This window comes from Xanthomonas sp. JAI131 (assembly GCF_013410075.1).
Taxonomy (GTDB): domain Bacteria; phylum Pseudomonadota; class Gammaproteobacteria; order Xanthomonadales; family Xanthomonadaceae; genus Xanthomonas_A; species Xanthomonas_A bonasiae.
In genome coordinates, this window is record NZ_JACCCN010000001.1 from 1,188,175 (window position 1) to 1,214,414 (window position 26,240).

The following is a 26,240-nucleotide window of genomic DNA, read 5'->3' on the forward strand; positions in this document are numbered from 1 at the left end:
CCCTGCGCCGGCCCACATTGGAGACATGCCAGTGAATCTCGTCGACGAAATTGCCCCCGGCCTTTCCGGGCTTGAGACCCTGCAGGCGCTGATCGCTGCCGGAGGCCGACCGCCGATCGGCGATTCGCTGGACTTCACTTTCGTCGAAGCCGGCGATGGATGGGCGGTCTTCTCAGGCACGCCCGGCGTGCACGCCTACAACCCGATCGGCACGGTCCATGGCGGCTATGCCGCGACGTTGCTCGATTCGGCGTGCGGATGCGCCGTGCATTCCAAGTTGTCGGCGGACCAGGCCTACACCACCTTGGAACTGAAGGTTTCGTACCTGCGCCCGATCACCGCCGACACCGGCCCGCTCCGCGCGGAAGGCCGCGTCCTATCCGTCGGCCGCCGTGCCGCCTTTGCCGAGGCGACGCTGAAGGACGCCAACGCGCGCATCTATGCCAGCGCGACCTCGACCCTGCTGGTGATGGAGCGCCCGCAACGGCAGCGCTCCTGACCCGAAGAACACAGCAACCGCAAAGTTCGTCCGGGTACGCCGGAAGATCCGCAGTCGTCTCGCGGCTTCAGAGCCTTGATCGCGGCATCCGGCTGCATTTGCGCGTCGCCTGCAAAAGTACCGGAATACGATCTTGAGTGAGTCTTGGCGGGAAATGACCGTCTTCAGACACTCATGTCGAGGAAACCGTCAAGAGCTCACCTCTCCTGACGGCACTTCCGATTTTGCGGCGGGTCAATATGGGCGAGGTCCGTCGCGCAGGTCGGATACGCCCGGATCGGCAAAAATCACTCCCACTCGATCGTCGCCGGCGGCTTGCCGGAGATGTCGTAGACCACGCGCGAGACGCCGCGCAGTTCGTTGATGATGCGGTTGGAGACGGTGCCGAGGAAGTCGTACGGCAGGTGCGCCCAGTGCGCGGTCATGAAGTCGATGGTCTCCACCGCGCGCAGCGCGATCACCCATTCGTAGGCGCGCGCGTCGCCGACCACGCCCACCGACTTGACCGGCAGGAACACCGCGAACGCCTGGCTGGTCTTGTCGTACAGGTCGGCCTTGCGCAGCTCTTCGATGAAGATCGCATCGGCCTTGGCCAGCAGCTCGGCGTACTCGCGCTTCACTTCGCCGAGGATGCGCACGCCCAGCCCGGGACCCGGGAACGGATGGCGGTAGACCATGCTGCGCGGCAGGCCGAGTTCCACGCCCAGGCGCCGCACCTCGTCCTTGAACAGTTCGCGCAGCGGCTCGACCAGGCCCAGCTTCATGTGCTCGGGCAGGCCGCCGACATTGTGGTGGCTCTTGATCACGTGCGCCTTGCCGGTCTTGCTGCCGGCCGACTCGATCACGTCCGGATAGATCGTGCCCTGCGCCAGCCACTTGGCGTTGGCCAGCTTGTTCGACTCCTCGTCGAAGATCTCCACGAACAGGTTGCCGATGATCTTGCGCTTGGCTTCCGGGTCGCTGACCCCGGCCAGCGCGTCGAAATAGCGGTCGGCGGCGTTGACCCGGATCACCTTGACGCCCATGTGCTCGGCGAACATCGCCATCACCTGGTCGCCTTCCTGCCAGCGCAGCAGGCCGGTATCGACGAACACGCAGGTCAGCTTGTCGCCGATCGCCTTGTGCAGCAGCGCGGCGACCACCGACGAATCGACGCCGCCGGACAGGCCCAGGATCACCTCGTCGTCGCCGACCTGGGCGCGCACGCGCGCGATCTGGTCGTCGATGATGTTGGCCGCGGTCCACAGGGTCTCGCAGCCGCAGACGTCGACCACGAAGCGGCGCAACAGGGTCTGGCCCTGCAGCGTGTGGGTGACTTCCGGATGGAACTGCACGCCGTACCAGCGCTTGGCGGCGTTGGCCATCGCCGCGACCGGAATGCGGTCGGTGACGGCGGTGACGGTGAAACCCGGCGGCACCTTGGAGACGTGGTCGCCGTGGCTCATCCACACGTTCAAACGCGCCGCGCCGGGATGGTCGCTGAGGCCGGAGAACAGCGCGTCGGGCGCGACCACCTCCACTTCCGCATGGCCGAACTCGCGCTGGTCGGCAGCCTCGGTGGCGCCACCCAGCTGCGCGGCCAGGGTCTGCATGCCGTAGCAGATCCCGAACACCGGCAGTCCGCTGTCGAACACTTCCTGCGGCGCGACCGGCGCGCCCGGCAGCGTGGTCGATTCCGGGCCGCCGGACAGGATGATGCCCTTGGCGCCGAAGCCGGCGATCTCGGCCGGATCGTGGTCCCAGGCCCAGATCTCGCAGTAGACCCCCAGTTCGCGGATACGGCGCGCGATCAGCTGCGTGTACTGCGCGCCGAAATCGAGGATGAGGATCTTGTCGCTGTGGATGTTGGTCATTGGGGCCGGGATTGGGGATGCGGGATTGGGGATTCGCAACAGCGGGATGGCGGCGATGTGCACTGCCGGTGGAGACGCGGCGGGCTACTACGAATCCCCAATCCCGAATCCCCAATCCCGCGCATGGGCATCAGCCCATGCGGTAGTTCGGCGGTTCCTTGGTGATCTGCACGTCGTGGACGTGGCTCTCGCGCTGGCCGGCACCGGTGATGGTGACGAACTTCGGCTTGGTGCGCATTTCCTCGATCGTCGCGCAGCCCACGTAACCCATCGTGGCGCGCAGGCCGCCGATCAGCTGGTGGATGATGCCGCTGAGCGGACCGCGGTACGGCACGCGGCCTTCGATGCCTTCCGGCACCAGCTTGTCGGCGTCGGAGGCGTCCTGGAAATACCGGTCCTTGCTGCCCTTCTCCATCGCGCCCAGGCTGCCCATGCCGCGGTAGCTCTTGTAGCTGCGGCCCTGGAACAGTTCGACCTCGCCCGGGGCTTCCTCGGTGCCGGCGAACAGGCCGCCGACCATCACCGTGGAGGCGCCGGCGACCAGCGCCTTGCCGATGTCGCCGGAATAGCGGATGCCGCCGTCGGCGATCAGCGGGATGCGGTCCTGCAGCGCCTCGGCGACCATGTCCACCGCGGTGATCTGCGGTACGCCGACGCCGGCGACCACGCGCGTGGTGCAGATCGAACCCGGACCCACGCCGACCTTGACCGCGTCGGCGCCGGCGTCCATCAGCGCCAGCGCGGCATCGCCGGTGACGATGTTGCCGCCGATCACCTGCAGCTGCGGATAGGTCTTCTTGACCCAGGCCACGCGGTCGATCACGCCCTGCGAGTGGCCGTGCGCGGTATCGACGATGACCACGTCCACGCCCGCCGCCGCCAGCAGTTCGATGCGCTGCTCGGTGTCGCCGCCGACGCCGACCGCCGCACCGACCAGCAGGCGCGTGGCCGCGTCCTTGGCGGCGTTGGGGTTGTCGGTCTTCTTCTGGATGTCCTTGACCGTGATCAGGCCGCGCAGCTCGAAGCTGTCGTTGACCACCAGGATCTTCTCGATGCGGTTGCGATGCAGCAGCTGCAGCACTTCCTCGTCGCTGGCGCCTTCGCGCACGGTGATCAGCCGATCCTTCTTGGTCATGATGTGGCGGACCGGATCGTCGAGCTTCTTCTCGAAGCGCATGTCGCGGCTGGTGACGATGCCGACCAGCTCGCTGCCGTCGACCACCGGCACGCCGGAGATGTTGCGCGCGCGGGTCAGTTTCAGCACTTCGCCGATGGTCGTTTCCGGACCGACGGTGAACGGCTCCGTGATCACCCCGGCTTCGAACTTCTTGACCTTGGCCACTTCCGCCGCCTGCTGCGCCGGGGTCAGGTTCTTGTGGATGATGCCGATGCCGCCGAGCTGGGCCATGGCCACCGCGAGGCGGTGTTCGGTCACCGTGTCCATCGCCGCCGACAGGATCGGCAATTTCAGGCGCAGGTCGCGGGTCAGCCGGGTTTCCAGGCTGACGTCCTTCGGCAGGACGATCGAATGGGCGGGGACGAGCGAAACGTCGTCGTACGTTAAAGCTTCAGCCTGGATGCGCAGCATCGGCGGACCCGAATGTGGGGAAGCGCGGCATTTTAACGCATTTGGGGCCGGGATTGGAGATTTGGGATTCGCAACGGCGAAGCCTTCCGCAGCCGGCCGTTTGCATGGTTGCCTGGACGCCAACGGCCGGCCGACCTCGGAGGCAACCGCGATCGACCGCCGCACGCGCTTTGCCGTTGCCTTTAACGAATCCCCAATTCCGAATCCCGAATCCCGGCCGCATCAGCGGCCTCGATCGTGTTCTGCATCAGCGTGGCCACGGTCATCGGCCCTACTCCACCCGGCACCGGGGTGATCCAGCTGGCGCGTTGCGCGGCCGCGTCGAAGCCGACGTCGCCGACCAGGCGGCCGTCGTCGAGGCGGTTGATGCCGACGTCGATCACCACCGCGCCGGGCTTGACCCATTCGCCGGGGATCAGGCCGGGACGGCCCACCGCCACCACCAGAATGTCGGCATCGCGCACGCGCGCCTGCAGCACGTCCGGCGGGGTGAACTTGTGGCAGCAGCTGACCGTGCAGCCGGCGATCAGCAGTTCCAGCGCCATCGGCCGGCCGACGTGGTTGCTGACTCCGACGATGGTGGCGTTGCGGCCGCGCACCGGCTGATCGGTATGCCCGAGCAGGGTGACGATGCCGCGCGGGGTACACGGGCGCAGGCCGAATTCGCGCAGCGCCAGGTGGCCGACGTTCTCCGGATGGAAACCGTCCACATCCTTGCGCGGATCGATGCGATGGATCAGCCGGCTGGCGTCGGGAATACCCGGCAGCGGCAGCTGCACCAGGATGCCGTGCACCTTGGGGTCGGCATTGAGGCGGTCGATCAGCGCCAGCAGGTCGGCTTCGCCGGTACCGGCCGGCAGGTCGTAGTCGAACGCCTCGATGCCGACCTTTTCCGCCGCGCGGCGCTTGTTGCGCACGTACACCGTGGACGCCGGATCGCCGCCGACCAGCACCACCGCCAGGCCCGGCCGCGGCTGCCCGGCCGCCAGCCGCGCATCGACCCGCAGCTTGAGCTGGTCGAGCAGTTCGTCGGCGATGCGCCGCCCGTCGAGGATGCGGGCCGGAACGGAGGAGACGGGCGCGGAATCGGTCATCGAGGCGAGCGGGTGTAGAGTCTGGGGACCCCTATTGTCCCCGATTCCGCCATGACCGACACCACCCGCATCGAGGCCGCCGCGTTCCGGCGGCTGCTGCAGCACCTCAACCAGGACCGCAGCGACGTGCAGAACATCGATCTGATGATCCTGGCCGGCTTCTGCCGCAACTGCCTGGCCGACTGGTACCGCGAGGCGGCCGCCGCCGAAGGCGAGACGCTGAGCAAGGACCAGGCGCGCGAACGCGTCTACGGCATGCCGTTCGCCGACTGGAAGGCGCAGTTCCAGGCCGAGGCCACGCCGGAACAACTGGCGGCCTTCGCCGACGCGCAGCGCCGGCACGGATAGATGCTGCGTCACCTGGGCATCGTCGCGGCGATCGCGGTCGTCGCCTATCTGGTGGTCTGCGCCCTGCTCTACCTGGGCCAGCGCGAGCTGCTGTATTTCCCGCAGGCGACCCGGGTGGCCGCGGCGCAGACCGATTTCGTCCTGCAGCGCAGCCCGGTGCTGCGCCTGCGCGGCTGGCGGGTCAATCCCGGCCGCGACAAGGTGTTGCTGTACTTCGGCGGCAACGCCGAGGACCTGCGCCAGGCGCGCGCGCAGCTGGCGCCGCTGCTGCCCGACTACAGCGTGCACCTGCTGGCCTACCGCGGCTACGGCGCCAGCGACGGCACGCCGAACGAGGCGGCGCTGATCGGCGACGCGCTGGCGCTGTACGACCACGTGCACGCCGCGCAGCCGCAGGCCGAGATCGCCGTGCTCGGACGCAGCCTGGGCAGCGGCGTCGCCAGCCAGCTGGCGGCGCGGCGGCCGCTGGCGCGGCTGGTGCTGGTCACCCCGTTCGACAGCCTGGCCTCGGCCGCGCAGGCGCATTACCCGTGGGCGCCGGTGCGCTGGCTGCTGCGCGACCGCTACGACTCGGCCAGCGCGCTGCGCGCCTACCGCGGGCCGTTGCTGGTGCTGCGCGCCGGCCGCGACCAGGTGGTGCCGGCGTCGAGCACGCAGCGGCTGCTCGATTCCCTGGCGCAGACACCCACCGTGGTCGCGATGCCGCGCGCCGGACACGACGACATCAGCGCCGATCCGCGTTATGCGCAGGCGTTGCGCGCATTTCTGCGCTGAGGCGTTTCAGCTAGGACATTCGCAGTCCGCAGCCACTGCAGGAGCGGCTTCAGCCGCGACCGGGCATCACCGGTGATGCCTGGTCGCGGCTGAAGCCGCTCCTACAGGGCGGCGGTGCCTTAGTCGTTGCGGCGCTCGTCCACCGCCTCCGCCGCCGGCACCGCTTCGGGATTGAGCGTGCGGCTCTCGCGCCGCGGCGGAGTGAACGGGGTCGGCTTGGGCACCGCCGGGGCGATGTTGCCGTACATCAGGCCGCTGCCGGCGCGCACGTCGCCTGCGGCGATCTCCAGTTCCAGGCGCTCGGCGTCGCGGCGGCGGATCTCGCGGGCGATGCTCGCGGCCTCGTCCTCGGCCATGCCCAGTTCGATCAGCGCGGCCTGGCCGAATTCCACCGCCGACTCGAAGGTCTCGCGGATCTGGTAGTCCACGCCGGCGGCGATCAGCTTCAGCGAATGCTCGCGGTCGTAGGAGCGCACCAGCAGCTTGGCGTGCGGAAATTCCTGGGTGGCCAGTTCGACGATGCGGTTGGCGGCCTCGCGGTTGTCGATGCACACCGCGATGGCGCGCACGCTGTGCGCGCCGGAGGCATGCAGCACGTCCAGGCGGGTGCCGTCGCCGTAGTAGATCTTGAAGCCGAACTCGGCCGCGCTCTGGATCATCTCGATGTCGTTGTCGATGATGGTCACGTCCACGTCGCGCGCCAGCAGCGACTGGCTGGCGACCTGGCCGAAGCGGCCGAAGCCGATGATCAGCACGCTGCCGGTGAGCCCGTCGGCCGCCTCCACGCCGTCCAGCGACGGCGCTTCCACCGGCGCCCAGCGCCGGTACAGCAGCACGAACAGCGGAGTCAGCGCCATCGACAGCACCACGATCGCGGTCAGGTTGGCGTTGACCTGCGCATCGATGACCCCGGCCGCGCCGGCGGCGGCGAACAGCACGAATGCGAACTCGCCGCCCTGCGCCATCAGCACGCCGCGGTCCAGCGCCTGCGCGTGGCCGCTGCCGGTGAGCCGCGCGACCAGGTAGATGCACGCGGCCTTGGCCGCCATGAACGCGAGCACGCCGCTGAGGATCAGCGTCCAGTTCGCCGCCACCACTGCCAGGTTCAGGGCCATGCCCACACCGAGGAAGAACAGCCCCAGCAGGATGCCGCGGAACGGCTCGATGTCGGCCTCGATCTGGTGGCGGAAGGTGGATTCGGACAGCAGCACCCCGGCCAGGAACGCGCCCATCGCCATCGACAGCCCACCGAGCTGCATCAGCAATGCCGCACCCAGGACGACCAGCAGCGCAGCAGCGGTCATCACTTCGCGCGCCTTGGCCGCGGCCAGCAACCGGAACAGCGGATTCAGCAGCCAGCGCCCGGCCACCAGCAGGCCGACGATCGCCGCCGCGCCGATGCCGATGCCGATCCAGCGCGAGGGCGCATCGGCGGCGACCGGCACCGGCGCCATCCAGGCCACCACGGCCAGCAACGGCACGATCAGCAGGTCTTCGAACAACAGGATCGCGACGATCTTCTGCCCCGCCGGCAAGGCGATGTCGCCGCGCTCGCCGAGCAATTGCATCACCACCGCGGTGGAGGTGAGCACGAAACCGGACGCGGCGATGAACGCCACCGGCAAGGACAGCCCCAGCGCCAGCCCCACCCCGGTCAGCACCGTCGCGCACACCACGATCTGCGCCGTGCCCAGGCCGAAGATCTGCTTGCGCAGGCTCCACAGGTGCGAGGGCCGCATCTCCAGCCCGATCACGAACAGGAACATCACCACGCCCAGTTCGGCCACGTGCAGGATCGCCTGCGGATCGGCGAACCAGCCGAATCCGAACGGCCCGATCGCCAGGCCCGCGGCCAGATAGCCGAGCACCGAGCCCAGGCCCAGGCGGCGGAACACCGGTACCGCCACCACCGCGGCGCCGAGCAACGCCACCACCTTGATCAATTCACTGCTGTCGGCTGCACTGGTCATGCGCCGATTCTACCCACAAGGCCGGGGCGCCCCCATGCATCGGTGTGCGGCATGGCGACGGAGCACGACGGCGCACGCTTGCAGTGCCGTAGCGCGTTACGCATCACGCATGGAGAGACGCCGCGCCGTTCAAAGACGGCAGCGATCGCCCGTTCCTTCTCCCGCCGGGACCATGGCCCCCTTCTCGGGGGAAGGTGCCCCGCAGCGGCGGATGAGGGGACGGGCGAAGCCTGGCGATCGAACAGCGCGAGCGCTTCGCTCCGTACCCTCACCCCACCCCCCTCTCCCGAGGGGAGAGGGGCTTACTCCGCGCCACAGAACTTCGCGTAGTCGATATAGCCGGGAAACGCGAGCCCGGGCGCGCATACCGGGCACTGCGGATCGGCGGCCAGGCGGGTTTCGCGGAAACGCATCGCCAGCGCGTCGAAGTACAGCAGGCGGCCGCGCAGCGGCTCGCCGATCTCCAGCAGCAGCTTCAGCACCTCGTTGGCCTGCAGCAGGCCGACGATGCCGGGCAGCACCCCGAGCACGCCGGCCTCGGCGCAACTGGGCGCGAACTCCGGCGGCGGCGGCTCCGGGAACAGGCAGCGGTAGCACGGCGCCTGCCCGCGCAGCCGGCCGGCGTCGAACACGCTGACCTGGCCCTCGAAGCGCTGCACCGCGCCGTACACCAGCGGCTTGCCCAGCTTCACGCAGGCGTCGTTGAGCAGGTAGCGCGCGGGGAAATTGTCCGAACCGTCGAGCACCACGTCCACGTCCTGCAACAGGCGTTCGACATTGGCCGAGGTCACCCGTTCGCGTACCGGCTCGACCTGCACGCCCGGATTCAGCGCGGCCAGCGCCGCGGCCGCCGACGCCACCTTGGGCTGCCCGACCCGCGCTTCGGTATGCAGGATCTGCCGCTGCAGGTTGCTGCGATCGACCACATCGTCGTCGGCGATGCGCAGCTGGCCGACCCCGGCCGCGGCCAGGTAGAAGCCGGCCGGCGAACCCAGCCCGCCGGCGCCGACCAGCAGCACGCGCGCCGCCTGCAGCCGCCGCTGGCCATAGATGCCGACTTCGGGCAGGCGCAGGTGGCGCGAATAGCGCTCGAAGAAATCCTGCTGCTCTGGCGCCAGCGCCGGCCGCTGCAGCGGCAATCCGTCGCGCTGCCAGCGCGTGGTGCCGCCCAGCACCGACGCGACCGCGGCATAACCGGCCTGCTGCAGGAACAGCGCAGCCTCGTGCGAACGCTTGCCGCTCTGGCAGATCAGGATCGTCTCGGCGTCGGCCGCGCCGACATGCGTGGCCGGGTCGTCCTGCAACTGCGCGCGGGCCACGCCGAGCGCGCCCTCGGCCATGCCGGCGGCGCGCTCGTGTTCCTCGCGCACATCGATCAGTCGCGCGCCCTGGGCCACACGCTCGCGGGCTTGCTGCGGGGTCAGTTCTCGAATGCTCATGCGCGCATTATCGGCGCAAACTTGCAGCGCGTCCTTCGCGCGGGGGGCGGTGTGCGGTTCCCGAGTCGGCAGCGTCGGATCCGGCATCTTCGACGCATCGCCGACGCCTGCATCCGGCGGAGGGAACGCTATTCAAGCATGGTCGCCGCGGTGGCCAGGACGGTGGATCGGCGCATCGAGGAAATACTCCCCGAACCAGGCCCGTGACTGGCTGCCCACACACTCCCCGGAGACGAGTTCGCGATCGCCACGCAGTCCTGAGCGCTCGCCGGTTGCCGCGCGCATCGCGCGACGTGACGGGCGCCAGTGCGGAACGCAGGCCGGCTTCCGGCGATCGAGAACACCTTGACCTGCGGCGGCCGCCGCCGACGGCGGCGCGTGCAACCAGGCCGCAACCTGGGTCGAGCTGCTCCAGCCGTACGGTCTGTGCGGTCCGACCCGCATGAACGTTCGCGCGACCTGTGTGCGGACGCGCCCGCAACACTCAGTACGCGAACACCTCGACCACGTCGCCGGCATCGAAACGGCGCGCACCCTCGTCCAGCCGCAGCAGCACGTCGCTGTCGGCGGCGCCGCGCAGGCGGTGCGAGCCGTCGGCCGGGTTCGGCTCCACCCACAGCTGTCCGTACGCGTCGCAGCGCATGCGCCCGCGCAGGAACTCCAGGCGCTCGTGGCGCTTGTCCCAACCCGAGGCCAGCCGCGCGCGCCATTGCGGGCGCGGCTCGGCGCGCTGCTGCAGCGCGTCCAGCAGCGGCCGCCCGATCGCCATGAACGTGGCCAGCACCGACACGGGATTGCCGGGCAGGCCCAGGAACAGGGCGCGGTCCAGCTCGCCGAACAGCAGCGGCATGCCCGGGCGCATGCGCACCTTCCAGAAATGGATGCGGCCGCGCTCGGCCAGCAGCCGCGGCAGGTAATCCTTCTCGCCGGCGGAGACGCCGCCGCAGGTCAGCACCACGTCGAACGCCGAGGCCGCATCGGTCAGCATGCTTTCGATCCGCTGCGGATCGTCCGGCAGCGTCGGCCATGCGGTCGGCTCCAGGCCGAGCAGGCGCAGTTGCGCCATCAGCATGTCGCGGTTGCTGTTGTAGATCTGCCCCGGCTTGAGCGGCATGCCCGGCTCGACCAGTTCGTCGCCGGTGGCGAACACCGCCACGGTCGGTCGCGCCGCCACGGCCACCTGCGCCACGCCGAGCGCGGCGGCCAGGCCGATCCGCGACGGCGTCAACGCCAGGCCCGCTTCGAGCACGCGCTCGCCGGCGCGCACGTCCTCGCCGCGCGCACGCACGTGCGCGCCGGCGACCGGCGCGGCCGGCACCTGCACCTGGCCGTCGCGCTCGACCACGTTTTCCTTGATCACCACCGTATCGGCGCCCGCCGGCAGCGGCGCGCCGGTGGTGATGCGCAGGCATTCGCCGGCACCGATCGCCTGGCGCAAATCCTCGCCGGCGAACTGCTCGCCGGCCAGGCGCAACACGGTCGGCGCATCCGGATGCAGGTCGGCATGGCGCAGCGCGAAGCCGTCCATCGCGCTGTTGGCGAACGGCGGCAGGTCGATCGGCGCGTCCAGCGATTCGAGCAGGATGCGGCCATCGGCGCGCGGCAGCGCCAGGCGTTCGGCCGGCAACGGGCGCGACTGGGCGACGGCGGCGACGATGGCCAGCGCCTCGGAATAGGCAATACGGGAGGGATAGTCGTTCATGGCGCCGGCAGGATACCCGCTGCGCGCAGGTCCTGCGGCGTGTTGAGGTTGCCGAAGGTCTCCCCGGGCACGCGTGCGCGGACCATCGCCAACTGCTGCTGCAAGGCGCGCGGCGCGTAGCGACCGGCATCCAGCGCCGAAGCCAACGCAGGCCGCAGCGCGGCGACGCGGTACAGCGCCACCAGCGGCTGTACGCCGTCGTCGTCCTCGGCACAGGCGCCATCCGCATCGCCACTGGCGTCGATCAACCTGTCCAGCAGCGCAGGCGGAAGCCGGCACAGGTCCACCGGCAAGGTCAGCAGCCACGGCGTGGCGCAGGCCGCGGCCAGCGCGTCCAGGCCGGCGATCGGCCCCAGCGAGCGCTCGGCGCCAGGCGGCGCGGCGATCCGGTCGGGCAGCGCGTGCAGTCCGGCGGCGGCGTAGCGCGGCAGGTCGCGGTTGGCGCTGACCAGCACCGCCGCGACCGCCGGCGCCAAGGCCTGCGCCAGGCGCTGCACCAGCGCTTGCCCGTCGCGTTGCAGCCAGGCCTTGTCGCAACCGCCCAGGCGTTGCGCGCGGCCGCCGGCGAGGATGCCCAGCGTGACCTCGCGCCGCGCGTCCATCGGCTACTTGCCGCGGACGTGTTTCATCAAGCGCCGCTTCTTGGCGATCTGGCGCTCGGTCAGCACGTTCTTCTTGCCTTCGTACGGATTGGCGCCTTCGCGGAACATGAAGCGCACCGGCGTGCCGACCAGCTTGAAGCGCTTGCGGAAGAAATTCTCCAGGTAGCGCTTGTACGACTCCGGCAGCACTTTCAGGCGCGTGCCGTGGACGATGAAGGTCGGCGGATTGCTGCCGCCCGGATGCACGTAGCGCAGCTTGGAGACATGGCCGCGGATGCTCGGCGGCGGATTGGTCTCGTAGGCCACTTCCAGCGCCTGGTTGACTTCGCTGGTGCTGAATTCGCGGATCGCCGAGGCATGCGCGCTGTGGATCGCGCGGAACAGCTCGCGCAGGCCGGAGCCGTGCTTGGCCGAGATCCGCACCGCTTCGGCCCACGGCACGAAGCCGAGCTTGCGCGACAACAGCGCCTCGGCCTGTTCGCGCTGGTAGTCGGTCAGCCCGTCCCACTTGTTGACCGCCACCACCAGCGCGCGGCCGGCGTCCAGGATCGCGCCGAGCACGCTGGCGTCCTGGTCGGTGACGCCTTCGGTGGCGTCGAGCAGCAGCACCGCGACCTCGCATTGCTCGATCGCCTGCAGCGTCTTGAACACGCTGAATTTCTCCACCGCCTCCTCGACCCGGCCGCGACGGCGCAGGCCGGCGGTGTCGATCAGCCGGTACAGGCGGTCGTCGCGCTGCAGGTCGACCGCGATCGAATCGCGGGTGGTGCCCGGCACTTCGGACGCGATCATCCGCTCCTCGCCGAGCAGCCGGTTGACCAGCGTCGACTTGCCGACGTTGGGGCGGCCGACGAAGGCGATGCGCATGCGCTTGGGATCGGTGTCCAGCGTCTCGCCGGCGCCCTCTTCCGGCAAGCGCGACAGCACTTCCTCGAGCAGGTCGTCGATGCCGTGGCGATGCGCCGCGGACACCGCGATCGCCTCGCCCAGGCCATAGCGCGCGAACTCGGCGCGGACCTGGTCCTCGTCGGTGCCGTCGATCTTGTTGATCAGCAGCAGCGTCGGCCGCGCCAGCTTGCGCAGCCAGGCCAGGATCTCGTCGTCGAGCGAGGAGGATCCCTCACGGCCATCGACCACGAACAGCACCAGATCGGCTTCGCCGGCAGCGGAGCGCGCCTGGTCTGCGGTCGCCCCGGCCAGGCCTTCTTCCTCGCCGGAAATGCCGCCGGTGTCGACGATCACGAACGGGGTGTCCGGCTCCAGCCGGCAGACGCCGTAATTGCGATCGCGGGTGACGCCGGGCTGGTCGTGGACCAGCGCGTCGCGGCTGCGCGTGAGCGCATTGAATAGCGTGGACTTGCCGACATTCGGCCGTCCAACCAGGGCGACCAGCGGCAGCATCGCGAATTCCCTTCCTTTATTGACCCAACCGGAACGCGGTCAGGTCGCCTTTCGTGTTCTGGACCAGCAGGATGCCATCGGCTACCACCGGCTGCGCTACCAGCGCCTTGCGTCCCACCCGCTCGCGTGCGGCGATCTCGCCGTTGTCGAGCTTCAACCAATGCAGATACCCCTTGTAGTCGCCGACCACGGCGTAGTCGCCCTGGATCGCCACGCCGGTCAGCGAACGCCGCGCCAGCGCCGGCTGCGACCAGGTCGCCGAACCGGAAGCCTTGTCCAACGCCCACACCGAACCGGCATTGTCGGCCACCACCACGCTGCTGGAATTGACCGCGACACCGCCGGCACCGCCATGGTCGCGGGTCCACAGCGGACGCCCGCTCGGGCCTTCCAGCGCCACGGTCTGGTTCTTGAAGCTGGTCGCGTACAGGGTGGTGCCGTCGAGCACCGGCGCGCCGTCCACGTCGGCCATGCGCTCCAGTTCGGTGCGGCCTTCCGGCACGCCGATGGTCTGCTCCCACAGCACGCGCCCGTCCTGCATCGCCAGCGCCGCCAGCGTGCCGTCGTCGTTGCCGATGAACAGCACGCCCGGGCCGGACACCACCGGCGCGTTGCCGCGCACGGTCAGGGTCGGCAGTTCCTGCACATGGAACCAGCGCTGCTGCCCGGTGCCCGCATCGAACGCGGTGACGTGGCCGTCGTTGCTGCGCACGAACACCATGTTCTGCGAGACCACCGGCGCGGCGATCACTTCGTTGGGCACCTTGGCGCGCCACTTCTCGCTGCCGCTGGCGGCGTCGAGCGCGATCACTTCGCCATTCAGGCCGCCGACCACGACCAGGCCCTCGCCCACGCCAGGACCACCGGCGAAGCGCGGCAGCGGACGGTTCTTCTCCAGCCGCTTGCGCTCCTTGGCCTGCTGCTTCTCGTTGCGCAGGCGCTGCTTGTAGGCCGCACGCTCGTCCTTGGACAGGCCCTTGCTGGATTCGCCCTCGACCTGGCTCTCCGGCTGCTGCTCCTGCACCTGCGACAGGCGCTCCTTGCGCGCCTTCTTGGCGTCGTATTCCCACAGCGTCTTGCCGGTCTGCAGGTCCAGCGCGTAGACCGAACCGGAAGCCGCGGCCAGGTACACCTTGCCGTCGGCCACGGCCGGATGCTGGCGCACGCCGATCCGCTTCTCGCCCTTGCCGGCGTCGGTGGACCACAGCTTGACGATCTTCACCGACGGCTTGAAATCGACCAGCTCGGCCGGCTCGGCGGCCTTCTTGGCGGCCGCGTCCTTGCCTGCGAACCAGCCCTTGACCGTGCTGCAACCGGACAGCGCCAGACCCAGCAGCGCGATGGTCGCGATGCGCTTGAACATGACTACCTTCATCAGATCGGCTCCGCAGGATTCGGCACGGTGCCGCCCGCATCCATCAACTTCGTTTCCAGCAGTCGCCGTTGCGGCGCCGCCACGTCCAGGGTGGTCAACGACTTGGCGTACGCCTCGCGTGCCGCATCGCGCTTGCCCTGCGCGATCAGCGCATCGCCACGGATCTCCAGGCTCTGGTTGTCGTCGGCCGCGGCCAGCAACTTCAGCGCTTCGTCGCTCTTGCCGGTCTGGATCAGCAACCGCGCCACGCGCTGGTCGATGAGCAGCTTCAGCTCGCCCTCGGCCTTGAGGCCGCGCAGCGTGGCCAGGGCCTGGTCGTACTTGTCGTCATCGGCTTGCGCCTTGGCCAGGCGCAGCGCGGCCAGTTCGGCATAGATGTTGGCCGGGCCCTGCTGCAGCGCCGCCATATCCTTGCTGGCCTTGTCCAGTTGCTTGGCCTGGATGCTCTTGAGCACGGCGTCGTAGTGGGAATTGGCCTGCGCCAGGTCGTTGGAATGCTGCTTGGTCCACCACTGCCAGCCAATGATCGCGCCGATGCCCAGGGCAATGCCGCCGATCAGGCCGGCGCCGTTTTTCCTGAGCCAAGTGCGGACGCGTTCGCTTTGTTCGTGCTCGTCGAGCAGGTCGTCGATCGCCATGCGTACTCTCGCCCCGCCGCAACGACGGGACATGGAATGTTGAGATTGAGGAACCGCGCCGCCGTCACTCGGACGCTGGCACCACGGAACCGTCAGAGGATACCGCAAAGCGGGCCACGTTCGCGCGCTTGTACGGAGTCAGATCCACGGTACTACCGGATTGCTGAACCTGGACCGCCGACGCATTGCCGAGCACGATGCGGCCCACTTGACCCGGCGCGTAGTCGCGCTTTTCGCCGGCTTTCAGCAGCGCCTTTTCCAGCGGCGTGCCGTCCGGGGCGATGATCTGGACCCAGCTGTCGCCCTGGAACGACAGGCTCAGGCCGGGCTTTTCCGCCTCGCTGGAGGCGCGCGGCAGCGGCGTCAGCGAGGCGATGTACGGCGCCGCAGGCGGCGCGGGGCGATTGCCGGACGCGGCGGTGGGCGCCGGGTTGCCGCCGGTGCCCGCCGTCGCGGTCGGCGCCGCGTCGCCCGGCGCCGCCGGCACCACGTCCAGCGACGCGGTGCTCGGGCCGTCGTCGGCGAAATGGGTGCGGGTCGCGTACCAGACCGGCACCGCCAGTCCGGCGGTGATCACCACGTACACCATGCGCCGGGTCGCGCTCTCGAGCATGCGCCGCAGCGGCGGGGTATGCGTATGGCTGATCAGCTCCACCGGCTGCACCGGCGCGATCTGCGCGCTGGCCAGCAGCGGCTCCAGGTCCACCCCGAGCAGGCGCGCATAGCTGCGCAGCTGACCGCGCACGAACACCGGCGCGCCGAGGCGCTGCCACTGCTCCGCTTCCAGCGCACCGATCACGTGCACCGGCATGCGCAAACGGCTACCGACCTCGTCGATGCTCAGGCCCGCCGCTTCGCGCGCTTCGCGGAGCTGTTGCCCGCAACCTTTGGCGCCGTCGAAAGCGTTCGGATTGGAATCACTGATCACAATGCACTAGCCCCGGGAGTCGTGGTCGCGGCATCGGGAAACTCCTTGCGCAACCGCTGTTGGTAACGGCCGGCAGCAGCCATGTCGCCAAGCCCTTGTTCAATCTGAATAGCAAGTTGTAACACGGATACAGTGGCCGGCGCAGCCGCCAGACGCCGTTCCGAGAAGGCGCGCGCCTCGAAAAAGCGCGCATGCGCCGCTTCGTCGCGCGCCATCGCTTCCAGCGCGTAGGCATTGCCCGGCTCCAGCGCCAGCGCCTTGCGCAGGTCGCGTTCGCCGCGCTCGCGCTGGCCGATCTGCAACGCGCAACCGCCGGCATTGGCCAGGGCCGACGCCGGCGTGGCGTAGCCGGGCGCCTGCAGCGCACGATCGAACCACTGCAGCGCCTCGGCCGCGGCACCGTTCGCGCACAGCCAGGCGCCGTAGTTGTTCAAGGCCTCGCCGCGGTTCGGCGCCAGTTCGGCGGCCTTGCGGTAATGCTCGCCGGCAGTGGCGGTATCGCCGCGGCGGCCGGCAGCCACCGCCATCAGCGTGTGCGCCTGCACCGAATCCGGAGCCAGCGCCAGCGCCTTGCGCGCATGCTCCTCGGCGCCGACCAGATCGCCGCCGCTGAGCCGGTTGCCGGCCAGGCCGAGTTGTTCCTGCAACGCGTAGCGCGCCTTGACCTCGCCGCTGTCGCGGAAATCGTAGTCCGGCGCCACCTGCTCGACGTTGCGCAGCTTGCCGGACTTGGTACCGTGCCCGGCACACGCCGACAACGCCAGCAGCGCCGCGGCCAACGCGACGATGGCCAGAGGATGCTTAGGCCGCCGCATCCCGGTCCGCCTGGGTCTGCAACTGGCGCTGGAAGTCCGCCTGGCGCCGGGTGCGGTCCAGCACCTGCCCCTTGAGCTGGCCGCAGGCCGCATCGATGTCGTCGCCGCGCGTGCGCCGCACCATGGTCAGCACCTGCGCATCGAGCAGGATCTTCTGGAACGCGCGGATTTCCGTCTCGCCGGAACGCTCGTAGCGCGTGCCCGGGAACGGATTGAACGGGATCAGGTTGACCTTGCCCGCGTTCGAGGCCTGCACCGCGTTGTCGAACTGGCGCATCAGCCGCGCCAGTTGCCGCGCATGTTCGGGCTGGTCGTTGATGCCCTTCATCAGCGTGTATTCGAAGGTGACCGATTCGCGGCGCTTGTTGGCGCGCAGATAGCGCGCGCACGCGGCCATCAGCTCGGCGACCGGGTATTTCTTGTTCAGCGGCACCAGCGTCTCGCGCAGCGCGTCGTCGGCCGCATGCAGCGAGACCGCCAGCGACACGTCGCTCTCGGTGGACAGGCGATCGATCATCGGCACCAGGCCGGAGGTCGACAGCGTGACCCGCTTGTTGGCCAGGCCGTAGCCCAGGTCGTCGCGCATCACGCTCATCGCGCGCACGACGTTGTCGAAATTCATCAGCGGCTCGCCCATGCCCATCATCACCACGTTGGTGAGACGGCGCTGCTGGTGCGGCACGTTGCCCAGATGCCGCGCCGCGACCCACACCTGGCCGACGATCTCGGCGGTGGACAGGTTGCGGTTGAAGCCCTGGGTGGCGGTCGAGCAGAACGTGCAGTTCAACCCGCAGCCGACCTGGGAGGACACGCACAGCGTGCCGCGGCCCTTGTCCGGGATATACACGGCCTCGATCGCGTTCTTGCCGTCGGTGCCCATGGCCAGCAGCCACTTGTGGGTGCCGTCGGCGGAAGGCTTGTCGAACACGATGTTGGGGACGACGACCTCGGCATGCTGCTGCAGCTTGGCGCGCAACGCCTTGCCGAGGTCGGTCATCTGGTCGAAGTCGGTGACGTAGCGATGGTGGATCCACTTCATCACCTGGTGGGCGCGGTAGCGCGCTTCGCCGAGCGTGTCGGCGAAGAAACGCTCCAGGCCCTCGCGATCGAGGTCGAGCAGATTCTGCTTGGTCGCGCCGCCGGTCCGGATCGGATCGGCGAGCGCCAACGGAGTGTGGACGACCTCGTTCACGATGACCTCTTAGCGCGAAACCACTTCGGTGGCGGCGAAGAAATACGCCACTTCGTTGGCGGCGTTCTCGACCGAGTCGGAACCGTGCGCGGCGTTGGCGTCGATCGAGTCGGCGAAATCGGCGCGGATGGTGCCCGGTGCGGCATCCTTCGGGTTGGTGGCGCCGAGCAGGTCGCGGTGCGCGGCCACGGCATTCTCGCCTTCCAGCGCCTGGATCATCACCGGGCCGGAGATCATGAACTCGACCAGCGCGTTGAAGAACGGACGCTCGCGGTGCACGGCGTAGAAGCCCTCGGCCTCGCGGCGCGACAGCTGCTTGTACTTGGCGGCCACGACCTTCAGGCCGGCCTTCTCGAAACGGGAATAGATCTCGCCGATGACGTTCTTGGCGACGGCATCGGGCTTGATGATGGACAGGGTGCGCTCCAGCGCCATGGGAATTTCTCCGTTGGGCGGGCCACTAGACTGGATGGCCCGAGGTTAGCATGAAAAAAACCCGCGTCAAAACGCGGGCTTAGCCAGAATTGCGATGGACAATTCTATCCAATCGCAGCGGGCTTTGCACGGCCGCCGGCTGAATCATGCTGCATCGCAACATGACGCGGCCGGATGCCAGGCCTAGACTCAAACAATCGTTTGATTGATTCCGGCGGCCGCATGGCAAAGCAAGCGCACTTCTCCACCAAGGACCGCATCCTCAGCGCGGCCGAGGAACTGTTCGCCCAGCACGGCTTTTCCGGCACTTCGCTGCGCCAGGTCACCAGCCAGGCCGACGTCAACATCGCCGCGGTGAACTACCACTTCGGCTCCAAGGAAAACCTGGTCAACGAGGTGTTCCGGCGGCGCATGGACGAGATGACCGCCGCGCGCCTGGCGCAGCTGGAAGCCGCGCAACGGCAGCATCCCGGCCAGCTCGGCCCGGTGCTAGCGGCGTTCGTGGAGCCGGCGCTGGCGATGGCCCAGGACCGCCAGAGCGGCGGCGCCTTCGTGCGCGTGATCGCCCGCGCCTACGCCGAGAAGAACGACAGCCTGCGCCAGTTCCTGTCCGACCACTACGGCCACGTGCTGCGCGAGTTCGGCAAGGCCATCGCCGTCTGCGTGCCCGAACTGAGCAAGGAAGAACTGTACTGGCGCCTGGACTTCCTGGCCGGCGCCCTGACCTATGCCATGGCCGACTTCGGCCTGATCAAGCGCCCCGCCGGCGTCAGCGAAGGCGCGCATCGCGCCCACGCCGCGCGCGAACTCATCCGTTTCGCCGAGGCGGGCTTCCTGGCCCGCTCCGCGCCGTAATTCCGCAAGAACCGTTCTGTCCACATCCCGCAATCGTTGACCCACAGAGGCTGATCGCTATGTCCAACCCCCTGCTAGTCCGCCGTGCCGCCGTCCTGGGCGCGGGCGTGATGGGCGCGCAGATCGCTGCGCACCTGACCAACGCCGGCGTCGACACCGTCCTGTTCGACCTTCCCGCCAAGGACGGCCACCCCGACGGCATCGTGCTCAAGGCCATCGCCAACCTGACCAAGCTGAGCCCTGCCCCGCTCGCCAGCGCCACGCTGGCCGAAGCGATCACCCCGGCCAACTACGACTCCGGCCTGGAGCAACTGCGCGGCTGCGACCTGATCATCGAAGCCATCGCCGAGCGCATGGACTGGAAACAGGACCTGTACAAGAAGATCGCCCCGTTCGTGGCCGATCACGCGGTCCTGGCCTCCAACACCTCCGGCCTGGGCATCAATGCGCTGTCCGACGTGCTGCCCGAGCAGCTGCGCCATCGCTTCTGCGGCGTGCATTTCTTCAACCCGCCGCGCTACATGCACCTGGCCGAGCTGATCCCGGCCAAGGGCACCGATGCGGCGGTGCTGGAAGGCCTGGAAGCGTTCCTGGTCACCACCCTGGGCAAGGGCGTGGTCTATGCCAAGGACACCCCGAACTTCATCGGCAACCGCATCGGCGTGTTCTCGATCCTGTCCACCATCCACCACACCGCGCAGTCCGGCCTGGGCTTCGATGAAGTGGACGCGCTGACCGGCCCGCTGGTGGGCCGCCCGAAGTCGGCGACCTACCGCACCTCCGACGTGGTCGGCCTGGACACCATGGCCCACGTCATCAAGACCATGGCCGACACCCTGCCCGACGATCCGTGGCACCAGTACTTCGCCTCGCCGAAGTGGCTGGACGCGCTGATCGCCAAGGGCGCGCTCGGCCAGAAGGTCGGCGCCGGCATCTTCCGCAAGGTCGGCAAGGACATTGTGGTGCTGGACCTGGAGAAGCAGGACTACCGTCCGGCCGACCGCAGCGCGGCGCCGGAAGTGGTCGAGATCCTGAAGATCAAGAACCCGGCGGAGAAGTTCGCCAAGCTGCGCGAGAGCCAGCACCCGCAGGCGCAGTTCCTGTGGGCGACATTCCGCGACCTGTTCCACTACAGCGCCTACCACCTGGCCGACATCGCCGAGACCGCGCGCGACGTGGACCTGGCGATCCGCTGGGGCTACGGCTGGTCGCTGGGCCCGTTCGAGACCTGGCAGGCCGCCGGCTGGAAGCAGGTGGCGCAGTGGATCGCCGACGACATCGTCGCCGGCAAGGCCATGTCCAGCGCGCCGCTGCCGGACTGGGTGTTCGACGGCCGCGACGGCGTGCATGCCGCCGAGGGCAGCTACAGCCCGGCGCGCAACGCCAAACTGCCGCGCTCGGCGCTGCCGGTGTACCAGCGCCAGCGCTTCCCCGATCCGCTGCTGGGCGAGAAGTTCGCCCCGGGCGAGACCGTGTTCGAGAACGACGGCCTGCGCCTGTGGCACGACGGCGACGACATCGCCGTGGTCAGCTTCAAGACCAAGATGAACACCGTGTCCGACCAGGTGCTCGACGGCCTGCAGGAAGCGGTCGGCCGCGCCGAGAAGGACTTCAAGGGCCTGGTGCTGTGGCAGCACAAGGAGCCCTTCTCCGCCGGCGCCGACCTGGCCGGCGCGCTGGGCCTGCTGCAGGCCGGCAAGGTCGATGCGTTCGAGGCGATGGTCGCCAACTTCCAGGCCACCAGCCAGCGCATCAAGTATTCGCTGGTGCCGGTAGTCGCGGCGGTGCGCGGCCTGGCCCTGGGCGGCGGCTGCGAATTCCAGATGCACAGCGCCAAGACCGTGGCCGCGCTGGAGAGCTACATCGGCCTGGTCGAGGCCGGCGTCGGCCTGCTGCCGGCCGGCGGCGGCCTGAAGGAGATCGCGGTGCGCGCCTCGCAGGCGGCCGGCCCCGGCGGCGACGTGTTCGCCGAGCTGAAGAAGACCTTCGAGACCGTGGCGATGGCCAAGGTCTCCACCTCGGCGGTCAACGCCAAGGAACTGGGCCTGCTGCGCGGCACCGACAAGGTCGTGTTCAACAGCTACGAGGCGCTGTACATCGCCAAGGCCGAAGCGCGCGCGCTGGCCGAGAGCGGCTACCGCCCGCCGCTGCCCGCCCGACGCATCCAGGTCGCCGGCGACGTCGGCATCGCCACCTTCAAGATGCTGCTGGTCAACATGCTGGAAGGCCGCTTCATCAGCGAGTACGACTACGAGATCGCCACCCGCATCGCCACCGTGCTGTGCGGCGGCGAAGTCGACCGCGGCGCGCTGGTGGACGAGGAATGGCTGCTCAAGCTCGAGCGCAAGCACTTCGTCGAACTGGCCCAGCAGGAAAAGACCCAGGCGCGGATTGGGCACATGCTCAAGACGGGTAAGCCGTTGAGGAACTGAGATTCGGGATTTGGGATTGGGGATTCGCAACAGCGGCTCCCCATCTCGCCAACGATTCCCTCCAACAATTCATCCGCCGGGCACAAGTACATTCGGGCACCGGGATTCGCTTTGACGAATCCCCAATCCCGAATCCCCAATCCCGGCTTTCGGAGAAAGCCATGAGCAAACAGATCCAGGAAGCCTACATCGTCGCCGCCACCCGTACCCCGGTCGGCAAGGCGCCCAAGGGCGTGTTCCGCAATACCCGTCCGGACGACATGCTGGCGCACGTGTTGCGCGCAGTGGTCGCGCAGGCGCCGGGCATCGACCCCTCGCGCATCGACGATGCGATCATCGGCTGCGCGATGCCCGAGGGCGAGCAAGGCATGAACGTGGCGCGCATCGGCGTGCTGCTGGCCGGGCTGCCGAATTCGGTCGCCGGACAGACCATCAACCGCTTCTGCTCCTCCGGCATCCAGGCCGTGGCGCTGGCCGCGGACCAGATCCGCCTGGGCAACGCCGACCTGATGCTGGCCGGCGGCACCGAGTCGATGTCGATGGTGCCGATGATGGGCAACAAGGTGGCGCTGTCGCCGAGCGTGTTCGCCGACGACCACGTCGCCATCGCCTACGGCATGGGCATCACCGCCGAGAAGGTGGCCGAGGAATGGAAGGTGTCGCGCGAGGACCAGGACGCGTTCGCGCTCGCCTCGCACCAGAAGGCCATCGCCGCGATCGCCGCCGGCGAGTTCCGCGACGAGATCACCCCGTACGAGATCCTGTCGCACCAGCCCGACCTGGCCGGCAACGTCATCGCGCTGCGCAAGCGCCTGGTCGACACCGACGAGGGCCCGCGCCCGGACAGCTCGATCGAAGGCCTGGCCAAGCTGCGTCCGGTGTTCCGCAACGGCCAGTTCGGCGGCAGCGTCACCGCCGGCAACTCCTCGCAGATGAGCGACGGCGCCGGCGCGGTGCTGCTGGCCTCCGAGCAGGCGATCAAGGACTACGGCCTGACTCCCCTCGCCCGCTTCGTCAGCTTCTCGGTCGCCGGCGTGCGCCCGGAAGTGATGGGCATCGGTCCGATCGCGGCGATTCCGAAGGCGCTCAAGCAGGCAGGGCTGAGCAAGGACCAGATCGACTGGATCGAGCTCAACGAGGCCTTCGCCGCGCAGTCGCTGGCGGTGATCCGCGACAGCGGCCTGGACCCGTCCAAGGTCAACCCGCTCGGCGGCGCGATCGCGCTCGGCCATCCGCTCGGCGCCACCGGCGCGATCCGCACCGCCACGCTGGTGCACGGCCTGCGTCGCCGCCAACAGAAGTACGGCATGGTCACCATGTGCATCGGCACCGGCATGGGTGCGGCGGGCATCATCGAAGCGCTCTGAATCCCGCGCCGCGACCACGAAAAAGGGCAGCCTAGGCTGCCCTTTTTCTTGCGCGGCGGTTCGCGCTGCCGAACCCCGTACGCGACGCGGCAGACCCGCGCGCTCCGGCAGCGTTGCCGCGTTCTACTTGCTGCCGGCGTCCACGTCGGCCAGGGCGCGACGCATCATGTCCTGCGCCGGCTTGCTCAGCTTCTCGTGGTCCAGCGCATAGCGGATGGTCGCCTCGATCAGGCCGATATGGGTACCGCAGTCGAAGCGGGTCCCCTCGAAACGGTACGCATGCACCGGATCGCTCTCGATCAGCGCGGCGATCGCATCGGTCAACTGGATCTCGCCGCCGGCGCCCGGTACGGTCTTTTCCAGCAGATCGAAGATCTTGGAGCTGAGCACGTAGCGGCCGACCACGGCCAGGTCGCTCGGCGCATCGGCCGGCTTGGGCTTCTCGACGATTGCGGTGATCTTGCCTTCGCTGCCGTCGAACGCCTCGGTGGCGACGATGCCATAGCTGCCGGTGCTCTCGTGCGGCACGTCCTGCACCGCGATCACGCTGGCGCCGGAGCGCTCGGCCACGTCGGCCATCTGCGTCAGCGCGCCCGGACCGCGGTTCCAGATCAGATCGTCGGGCAGCAGCACCGCGAACGGCTCGTCGCCGATGATCGGCTTGGCGCACAGCACCGCATGGCCGAGGCCGAGCGCTTCGGCCTGGGTCACGAAGATCGCGCGCACGCCGTTGGGCAGCACATGGCGCACCAATTCCAGTTGCTCGAGCTTGCCGGCGCGCTCGAGCTTCTGCTCCAGCTCGTAGGCCTTGTCGAAGTAATCCGCAACCGCGTGCTTGTAGCGGTTGGTGACGAAGATCAGGGTGTCGCAACCGGCCTCGATCGCCTCGTCCACCGCGTACTGGATCAACGGCCGATCGATGATCGGCAGCATTTCCTTGGGAACCGTCTTGGTGGCGGGAAGGAAGCGGGTACCCAGACCTGCAACCGGAAAAACTGCTTTGCGGATTCTCTTGCTCATCAGAGCCTTCTGGCCTCGCGTGCGGGGAATGGGACGATTGTAGCCGAGCTATCCTGACCGGCTTGTTGTCGCAGCGGCGCGAATTCGGGCATGGTGGTGCGCAGCAATTTCTCGATCGCGTCGCTGTCGTATTCGGCCACCGCCGCACGCAGCTGCTGCAGTCCCTGCAGCACGTTCTCGCGCGAGAAACTGCGCGCGCCGGCCTCCAGGATCTTCGGATGCGAGGTGGGCCGATAGTTCTCGTCGGAATAGAACAAGGTCTCGTGCAGCTTCTCGCCCGGGCGCAGCCCGGTGTAGACGATCGCGATGTCGCGGCCGGGTTGCTTGCCGGCCAGGCGGATCATCTGCTCGGCGAGCAGGCGGATCGGCACCGGCTCGCCCATGTCCAGCGTGTAGATCGCGCCGTGCGAGGCCGACGCGGCGGCCTGCACGATCAGCTGGCAGGCCTCGGGAATGGTCATGAAATAGCGGGTCACCTGAGGATCGGTCACGGTGACCGGGCCGCCCTGGCGGATCTGCTCGCGGAACAACGGCACCACGCTGCCGGCCGAATCGAGCACATTGCCGAAGCGCACGGTGACGAAGCGCGTGCCCACCGTCTGGTCGTCCAGCGACTGGCACACCATCTCGGCATAGCGCTTGGAGGCGCCGAGCACGTTGACCGGATTCACCGCCTTGTCGGTGGAGATGAACACGAAGGTCGAGACCTTGGCGGCAACGCAGGCGCGGGCCACGTTCTCGGTGGCCAGCACGTTGTTGCGGACCGCCTCGCGGAACTGCCGCTCCAGCAGCGGCACCTGCTTGTAGGCCGCGGCATGGAACACCGCATCCGGCTCGGCGATGCGCATCGCATGGCGGGTCACGGCCGGATCGCCGCAGTCGCCGAGCACGCACTCGATCTCCAGGTCGGGGAAGGTGCGGTGCAGATCGGCATGGATGGTGATCAGCGCCAGTTCGTCGATCTCCAGCAGCACCACCTTGCGCGCGCCATGGCGCGCGCACTGGCGGCACAACTCCGAACCGATCGAACCGCCGGCGCCGGTCACCATGACCGTGCGCCCGGACAACCAGCCCTTGATCAGCTTCCAGTCCGGAGTCACCGGCTTGCGCCCGAGCAGGTCCTCGATCGCGACCTCCTTCAGTTCGCCCGGCAGAAAGTGGCCTTCGAGCACGTCGAGCAGGCGCGGCACGGTGCGGAACGGCAGCCCGGTGCTTTCGCAGATCGCCACCACCCGCTGCATGCCGGCCGCGTCCAGCGACGGGATCGCGATGACCAGCAGCTTGGCCGCGGTTTCCTTGGCGATCGCGCCGGCTTCGTCGATCCGGCCCAGAATCGGCAGGCCCTGCAGCTTGGCGCCATGCAGATGGCCGGCGTCGTCGACGTAGCCGACCGGGTTATAAGCGCCCGAACGACGCAGGTCGCGTACCAGCGCCTCGGCCGCGCGGCCGGCGCCGACGATCAGCACGCGCCGCGCGGTCTCGTCCGAATGCGCGATCTGGTAGTCCTTCCATGCGCGGTACAACAGCCGCGGCGCGCCGAGCAGCGCCGACAGCGCGAACGGGTACACCATCAGCACCGACAGCGGAATGGAGTCGAAGCGGCTGTACGCCAGCCCCAGCACGATCGCGACCAGCCCATAGAAGCTGGCCTTGAAGATGTTCAGCAAGTCCGGAACACTGGCGAAGCGCCATAGTCCGCGATACAGCCCGACCTTCCAGAACACCAGGCCCTGCGCCAACAGCACGATGGCGGTATTGAGATTCCAGAACGGCAGCGGATGCTCGCCGGGCAGCATCGTGTAGCGCGCCGCATGCAGCAGCTGCCAGCAGATCCAGACGATCACCAGATCGTGCACGACCACGGAGGCCTTGGGGAACAGCTCGGTAAAGCGGTCGCGGATCGAAAGCATCAG

22 protein-coding genes are annotated in these 26,240 nt (G+C 68.7%); 6 read left to right on the forward strand and 16 right to left on the reverse strand.

The window, feature by feature from the left end:
- Positions 1-31 precede the first annotated feature (31 nt).
- On the forward strand, positions 32-499 hold the full coding sequence (locus HDC36_RS04885; RefSeq protein WP_179564907.1) for a PaaI family thioesterase: 468 nt from the start codon (positions 32-34) through the stop codon (positions 497-499).
- Between the two features lie 287 nt (positions 500-786).
- Here the strand turns inward: HDC36_RS04885 and guaA are convergent, their stop codons facing one another.
- From guaA to folD, 3 genes are all read right to left on the reverse strand, one after another.
- Positions 787-2,352, reverse strand: coding sequence for a glutamine-hydrolyzing GMP synthase (guaA, locus tag HDC36_RS04890; protein ID WP_179564909.1), 1,566 nt, complete (start codon positions 2,350-2,352; stop codon positions 787-789).
- Between the two features lie 130 nt (positions 2,353-2,482).
- Positions 2,483-3,940, reverse strand: coding sequence for an IMP dehydrogenase (gene guaB, locus HDC36_RS04895; protein ID WP_179564911.1), 1,458 nt, complete (start codon positions 3,938-3,940; stop codon positions 2,483-2,485).
- Positions 3,941-4,122: 182 nt separating this feature from the next.
- On the reverse strand, positions 4,123-5,034 hold the full coding sequence (gene folD, locus HDC36_RS04900) for a bifunctional methylenetetrahydrofolate dehydrogenase/methenyltetrahydrofolate cyclohydrolase FolD (RefSeq protein WP_179564913.1): 912 nt from the start codon (positions 5,032-5,034) through the stop codon (positions 4,123-4,125).
- Between the two features lie 51 nt (positions 5,035-5,085).
- Between folD and HDC36_RS04905 the strand changes: the two genes are divergently transcribed.
- The gene (locus tag HDC36_RS04905; RefSeq protein WP_179564915.1) at positions 5,086-5,382 is read left to right on the forward strand and encodes a DUF1244 domain-containing protein; all 297 of its coding nucleotides are present in this window, start codon (positions 5,086-5,088) and stop codon (positions 5,380-5,382) included.
- Positions 5,383-6,156, forward strand: coding sequence for an alpha/beta fold hydrolase (locus HDC36_RS04910; protein WP_179564917.1), 774 nt, complete (start codon positions 5,383-5,385; stop codon positions 6,154-6,156).
- A 119-nt stretch (positions 6,157-6,275) separates the two neighbouring features.
- Here HDC36_RS04910 and HDC36_RS04915 read toward each other — a convergent pair whose 3' ends face one another.
- From HDC36_RS04915 to ndk, 11 genes are all read right to left on the reverse strand, one after another.
- Positions 6,276-8,126: a monovalent cation:proton antiporter-2 (CPA2) family protein gene (locus tag HDC36_RS04915; RefSeq protein WP_179564919.1), complete on the reverse strand. Its 1,851-nt coding sequence runs from the start codon at positions 8,124-8,126 to the stop codon at positions 6,276-6,278.
- A 302-nt stretch (positions 8,127-8,428) separates the two neighbouring features.
- Positions 8,429-9,592: a molybdopterin-synthase adenylyltransferase MoeB gene (gene moeB, locus HDC36_RS04920; protein WP_255432621.1), complete on the reverse strand. Its 1,164-nt coding sequence runs from the start codon at positions 9,590-9,592 to the stop codon at positions 8,429-8,431.
- Between the two features lie 457 nt (positions 9,593-10,049).
- Positions 10,050-11,267: a gephyrin-like molybdotransferase Glp gene (gene glp, locus HDC36_RS04925; RefSeq protein ID WP_179564923.1), complete on the reverse strand. Its 1,218-nt coding sequence runs from the start codon at positions 11,265-11,267 to the stop codon at positions 10,050-10,052.
- Positions 11,264-11,869 carry an NTP transferase domain-containing protein gene (locus tag HDC36_RS04930; protein ID WP_179564925.1) on the reverse strand — a complete coding sequence of 202 codons (606 nt, stop codon included), beginning with the start codon at positions 11,867-11,869 and terminating at the stop codon, positions 11,264-11,266. Before HDC36_RS04930 ends, glp begins: the two co-directional genes overlap by 4 nt.
- Positions 11,870-11,872: 3 nt before the next feature.
- Complete coding sequence (der, locus tag HDC36_RS04935; RefSeq protein WP_179564927.1) at positions 11,873-13,270, reverse strand: ribosome biogenesis GTPase Der; 1,398 nt, start codon at positions 13,268-13,270, stop codon at positions 11,873-11,875.
- Between the two features lie 16 nt (positions 13,271-13,286).
- Positions 13,287-14,648 carry an outer membrane protein assembly factor BamB gene (bamB, locus tag HDC36_RS04940; RefSeq protein WP_179565638.1) on the reverse strand — a complete coding sequence of 454 codons (1,362 nt, stop codon included), beginning with the start codon at positions 14,646-14,648 and terminating at the stop codon, positions 13,287-13,289.
- Positions 14,645-15,283: a tetratricopeptide repeat protein gene (locus tag HDC36_RS04945; protein WP_179564929.1), complete on the reverse strand. Its 639-nt coding sequence runs from the start codon at positions 15,281-15,283 to the stop codon at positions 14,645-14,647. Before HDC36_RS04945 ends, bamB begins: the two co-directional genes overlap by 4 nt.
- Positions 15,284-15,347: 64 nt before the next feature.
- Positions 15,348-16,211, reverse strand: a complete 864-nt coding sequence (locus tag HDC36_RS04950) for a RodZ domain-containing protein (protein ID WP_179564931.1) — start codon at positions 16,209-16,211, stop codon at positions 15,348-15,350.
- Positions 16,208-16,990: a type IV pilus biogenesis/stability protein PilW gene (locus HDC36_RS04955; RefSeq protein ID WP_179565642.1), complete on the reverse strand. Its 783-nt coding sequence runs from the start codon at positions 16,988-16,990 to the stop codon at positions 16,208-16,210. Before HDC36_RS04955 ends, HDC36_RS04950 begins: the two co-directional genes overlap by 4 nt.
- A 22-nt stretch (positions 16,991-17,012) precedes the next feature.
- Positions 17,013-18,194 carry a 23S rRNA (adenine(2503)-C(2))-methyltransferase RlmN gene (gene rlmN / locus HDC36_RS04960; protein ID WP_179565640.1) on the reverse strand — a complete coding sequence of 394 codons (1,182 nt, stop codon included), beginning with the start codon at positions 18,192-18,194 and terminating at the stop codon, positions 17,013-17,015.
- A gap of 33 nt (positions 18,195-18,227) precedes the next feature.
- On the reverse strand, positions 18,228-18,653 hold the full coding sequence (ndk, locus tag HDC36_RS04965) for a nucleoside-diphosphate kinase (RefSeq protein WP_002812972.1): 426 nt from the start codon (positions 18,651-18,653) through the stop codon (positions 18,228-18,230).
- 222 nt (positions 18,654-18,875) lie between these two features.
- Here ndk and HDC36_RS04970 point away from each other — a divergent pair, with 222 nt between their 5' ends.
- The 3 genes from HDC36_RS04970 to HDC36_RS04980 all read left to right on the forward strand — a co-directional run bounded on the left by HDC36_RS04970 (position 18,876) and on the right by HDC36_RS04980 (position 23,307).
- Entirely contained in the window at positions 18,876-19,508 is a 633-nt protein-coding gene (locus tag HDC36_RS04970) for a TetR/AcrR family transcriptional regulator (RefSeq protein ID WP_179564933.1), read from the forward strand.
- 59 nt (positions 19,509-19,567) lie between these two features.
- Complete coding sequence (locus tag HDC36_RS04975; protein WP_179564935.1) at positions 19,568-21,940, forward strand: 3-hydroxyacyl-CoA dehydrogenase/enoyl-CoA hydratase family protein; 2,373 nt, start codon at positions 19,568-19,570, stop codon at positions 21,938-21,940.
- 161 nt (positions 21,941-22,101) lie between these two features.
- A complete protein-coding gene (locus HDC36_RS04980) occupies positions 22,102-23,307 on the forward strand; it encodes an acetyl-CoA C-acyltransferase (RefSeq protein WP_179564937.1) in 1,206 nt (401 codons plus the stop codon).
- 123 nt (positions 23,308-23,430) lie between these two features.
- Here the strand turns inward: HDC36_RS04980 and galU are convergent, their stop codons facing one another.
- Together galU and HDC36_RS04990 are read right to left on the reverse strand one after the other, a co-directional pair.
- Positions 23,431-24,327, reverse strand: a complete 897-nt coding sequence (gene galU, locus HDC36_RS04985; RefSeq protein ID WP_179564939.1) for a UTP--glucose-1-phosphate uridylyltransferase GalU — start codon at positions 24,325-24,327, stop codon at positions 23,431-23,433.
- Positions 24,327-26,237: a nucleoside-diphosphate sugar epimerase/dehydratase gene (locus HDC36_RS04990; protein WP_179564942.1), complete on the reverse strand. Its 1,911-nt coding sequence runs from the start codon at positions 26,235-26,237 to the stop codon at positions 24,327-24,329. The genes galU and HDC36_RS04990 overlap by 1 nt, the downstream gene beginning before the upstream one ends.
- Positions 26,238-26,240: the final 3 nt, after the last annotated feature.

Bases quoted from the DNA above. Each gene is read 5' to 3' on its own strand.
- HDC36_RS04905 (WP_179564915.1), top strand. From the start codon at position 5,086: ATGACCGACACCACCCGCATCGAGGCCGCCGCGTTCCGGCGGCTGCTG.
- guaA (WP_179564909.1), bottom strand. From the start codon at position 2,352: ATGACCAACATCCACAGCGACAAGATCCTCATCCTCGATTTCGGCGCG.
- glp (WP_179564923.1), bottom strand. From the start codon at position 11,267: ATGAACGACTATCCCTCCCGTATTGCCTATTCCGAGGCGCTGGCCATC.
- der (WP_179564927.1), bottom strand. From the start codon at position 13,270: ATGCTGCCGCTGGTCGCCCTGGTTGGACGGCCGAATGTCGGCAAGTCC.
- HDC36_RS04975 (WP_179564935.1), top strand. From the start codon at position 19,568: ATGTCCAACCCCCTGCTAGTCCGCCGTGCCGCCGTCCTGGGCGCGGGC.
- HDC36_RS04915 (WP_179564919.1), bottom strand. From the start codon at position 8,126: ATGACCAGTGCAGCCGACAGCAGTGAATTGATCAAGGTGGTGGCGTTG.
- HDC36_RS04970 (WP_179564933.1), top strand. From the start codon at position 18,876: ATGGCAAAGCAAGCGCACTTCTCCACCAAGGACCGCATCCTCAGCGCG.
- HDC36_RS04945 (WP_179564929.1), bottom strand. From the start codon at position 15,283: ATGGCGATCGACGACCTGCTCGACGAGCACGAACAAAGCGAACGCGTC.
- ndk (WP_002812972.1), bottom strand. From the start codon at position 18,653: ATGGCGCTGGAGCGCACCCTGTCCATCATCAAGCCCGATGCCGTCGCC.
- HDC36_RS04980 (WP_179564937.1), top strand. From the start codon at position 22,102: ATGAGCAAACAGATCCAGGAAGCCTACATCGTCGCCGCCACCCGTACC.
- guaB (WP_179564911.1), bottom strand. From the start codon at position 3,940: ATGCTGCGCATCCAGGCTGAAGCTTTAACGTACGACGACGTTTCGCTC.
- galU (WP_179564939.1), bottom strand. From the start codon at position 24,327: ATGAGCAAGAGAATCCGCAAAGCAGTTTTTCCGGTTGCAGGTCTGGGT.
- folD (WP_179564913.1), bottom strand. From the start codon at position 5,034: ATGACCGATTCCGCGCCCGTCTCCTCCGTTCCGGCCCGCATCCTCGAC.
- HDC36_RS04990 (WP_179564942.1), bottom strand. From the start codon at position 26,237: ATGCTTTCGATCCGCGACCGCTTTACCGAGCTGTTCCCCAAGGCCTCC.
- HDC36_RS04910 (WP_179564917.1), top strand. From the start codon at position 5,383: ATGCTGCGTCACCTGGGCATCGTCGCGGCGATCGCGGTCGTCGCCTAT.
- HDC36_RS04930 (WP_179564925.1), bottom strand. From the start codon at position 11,869: ATGGACGCGCGGCGCGAGGTCACGCTGGGCATCCTCGCCGGCGGCCGC.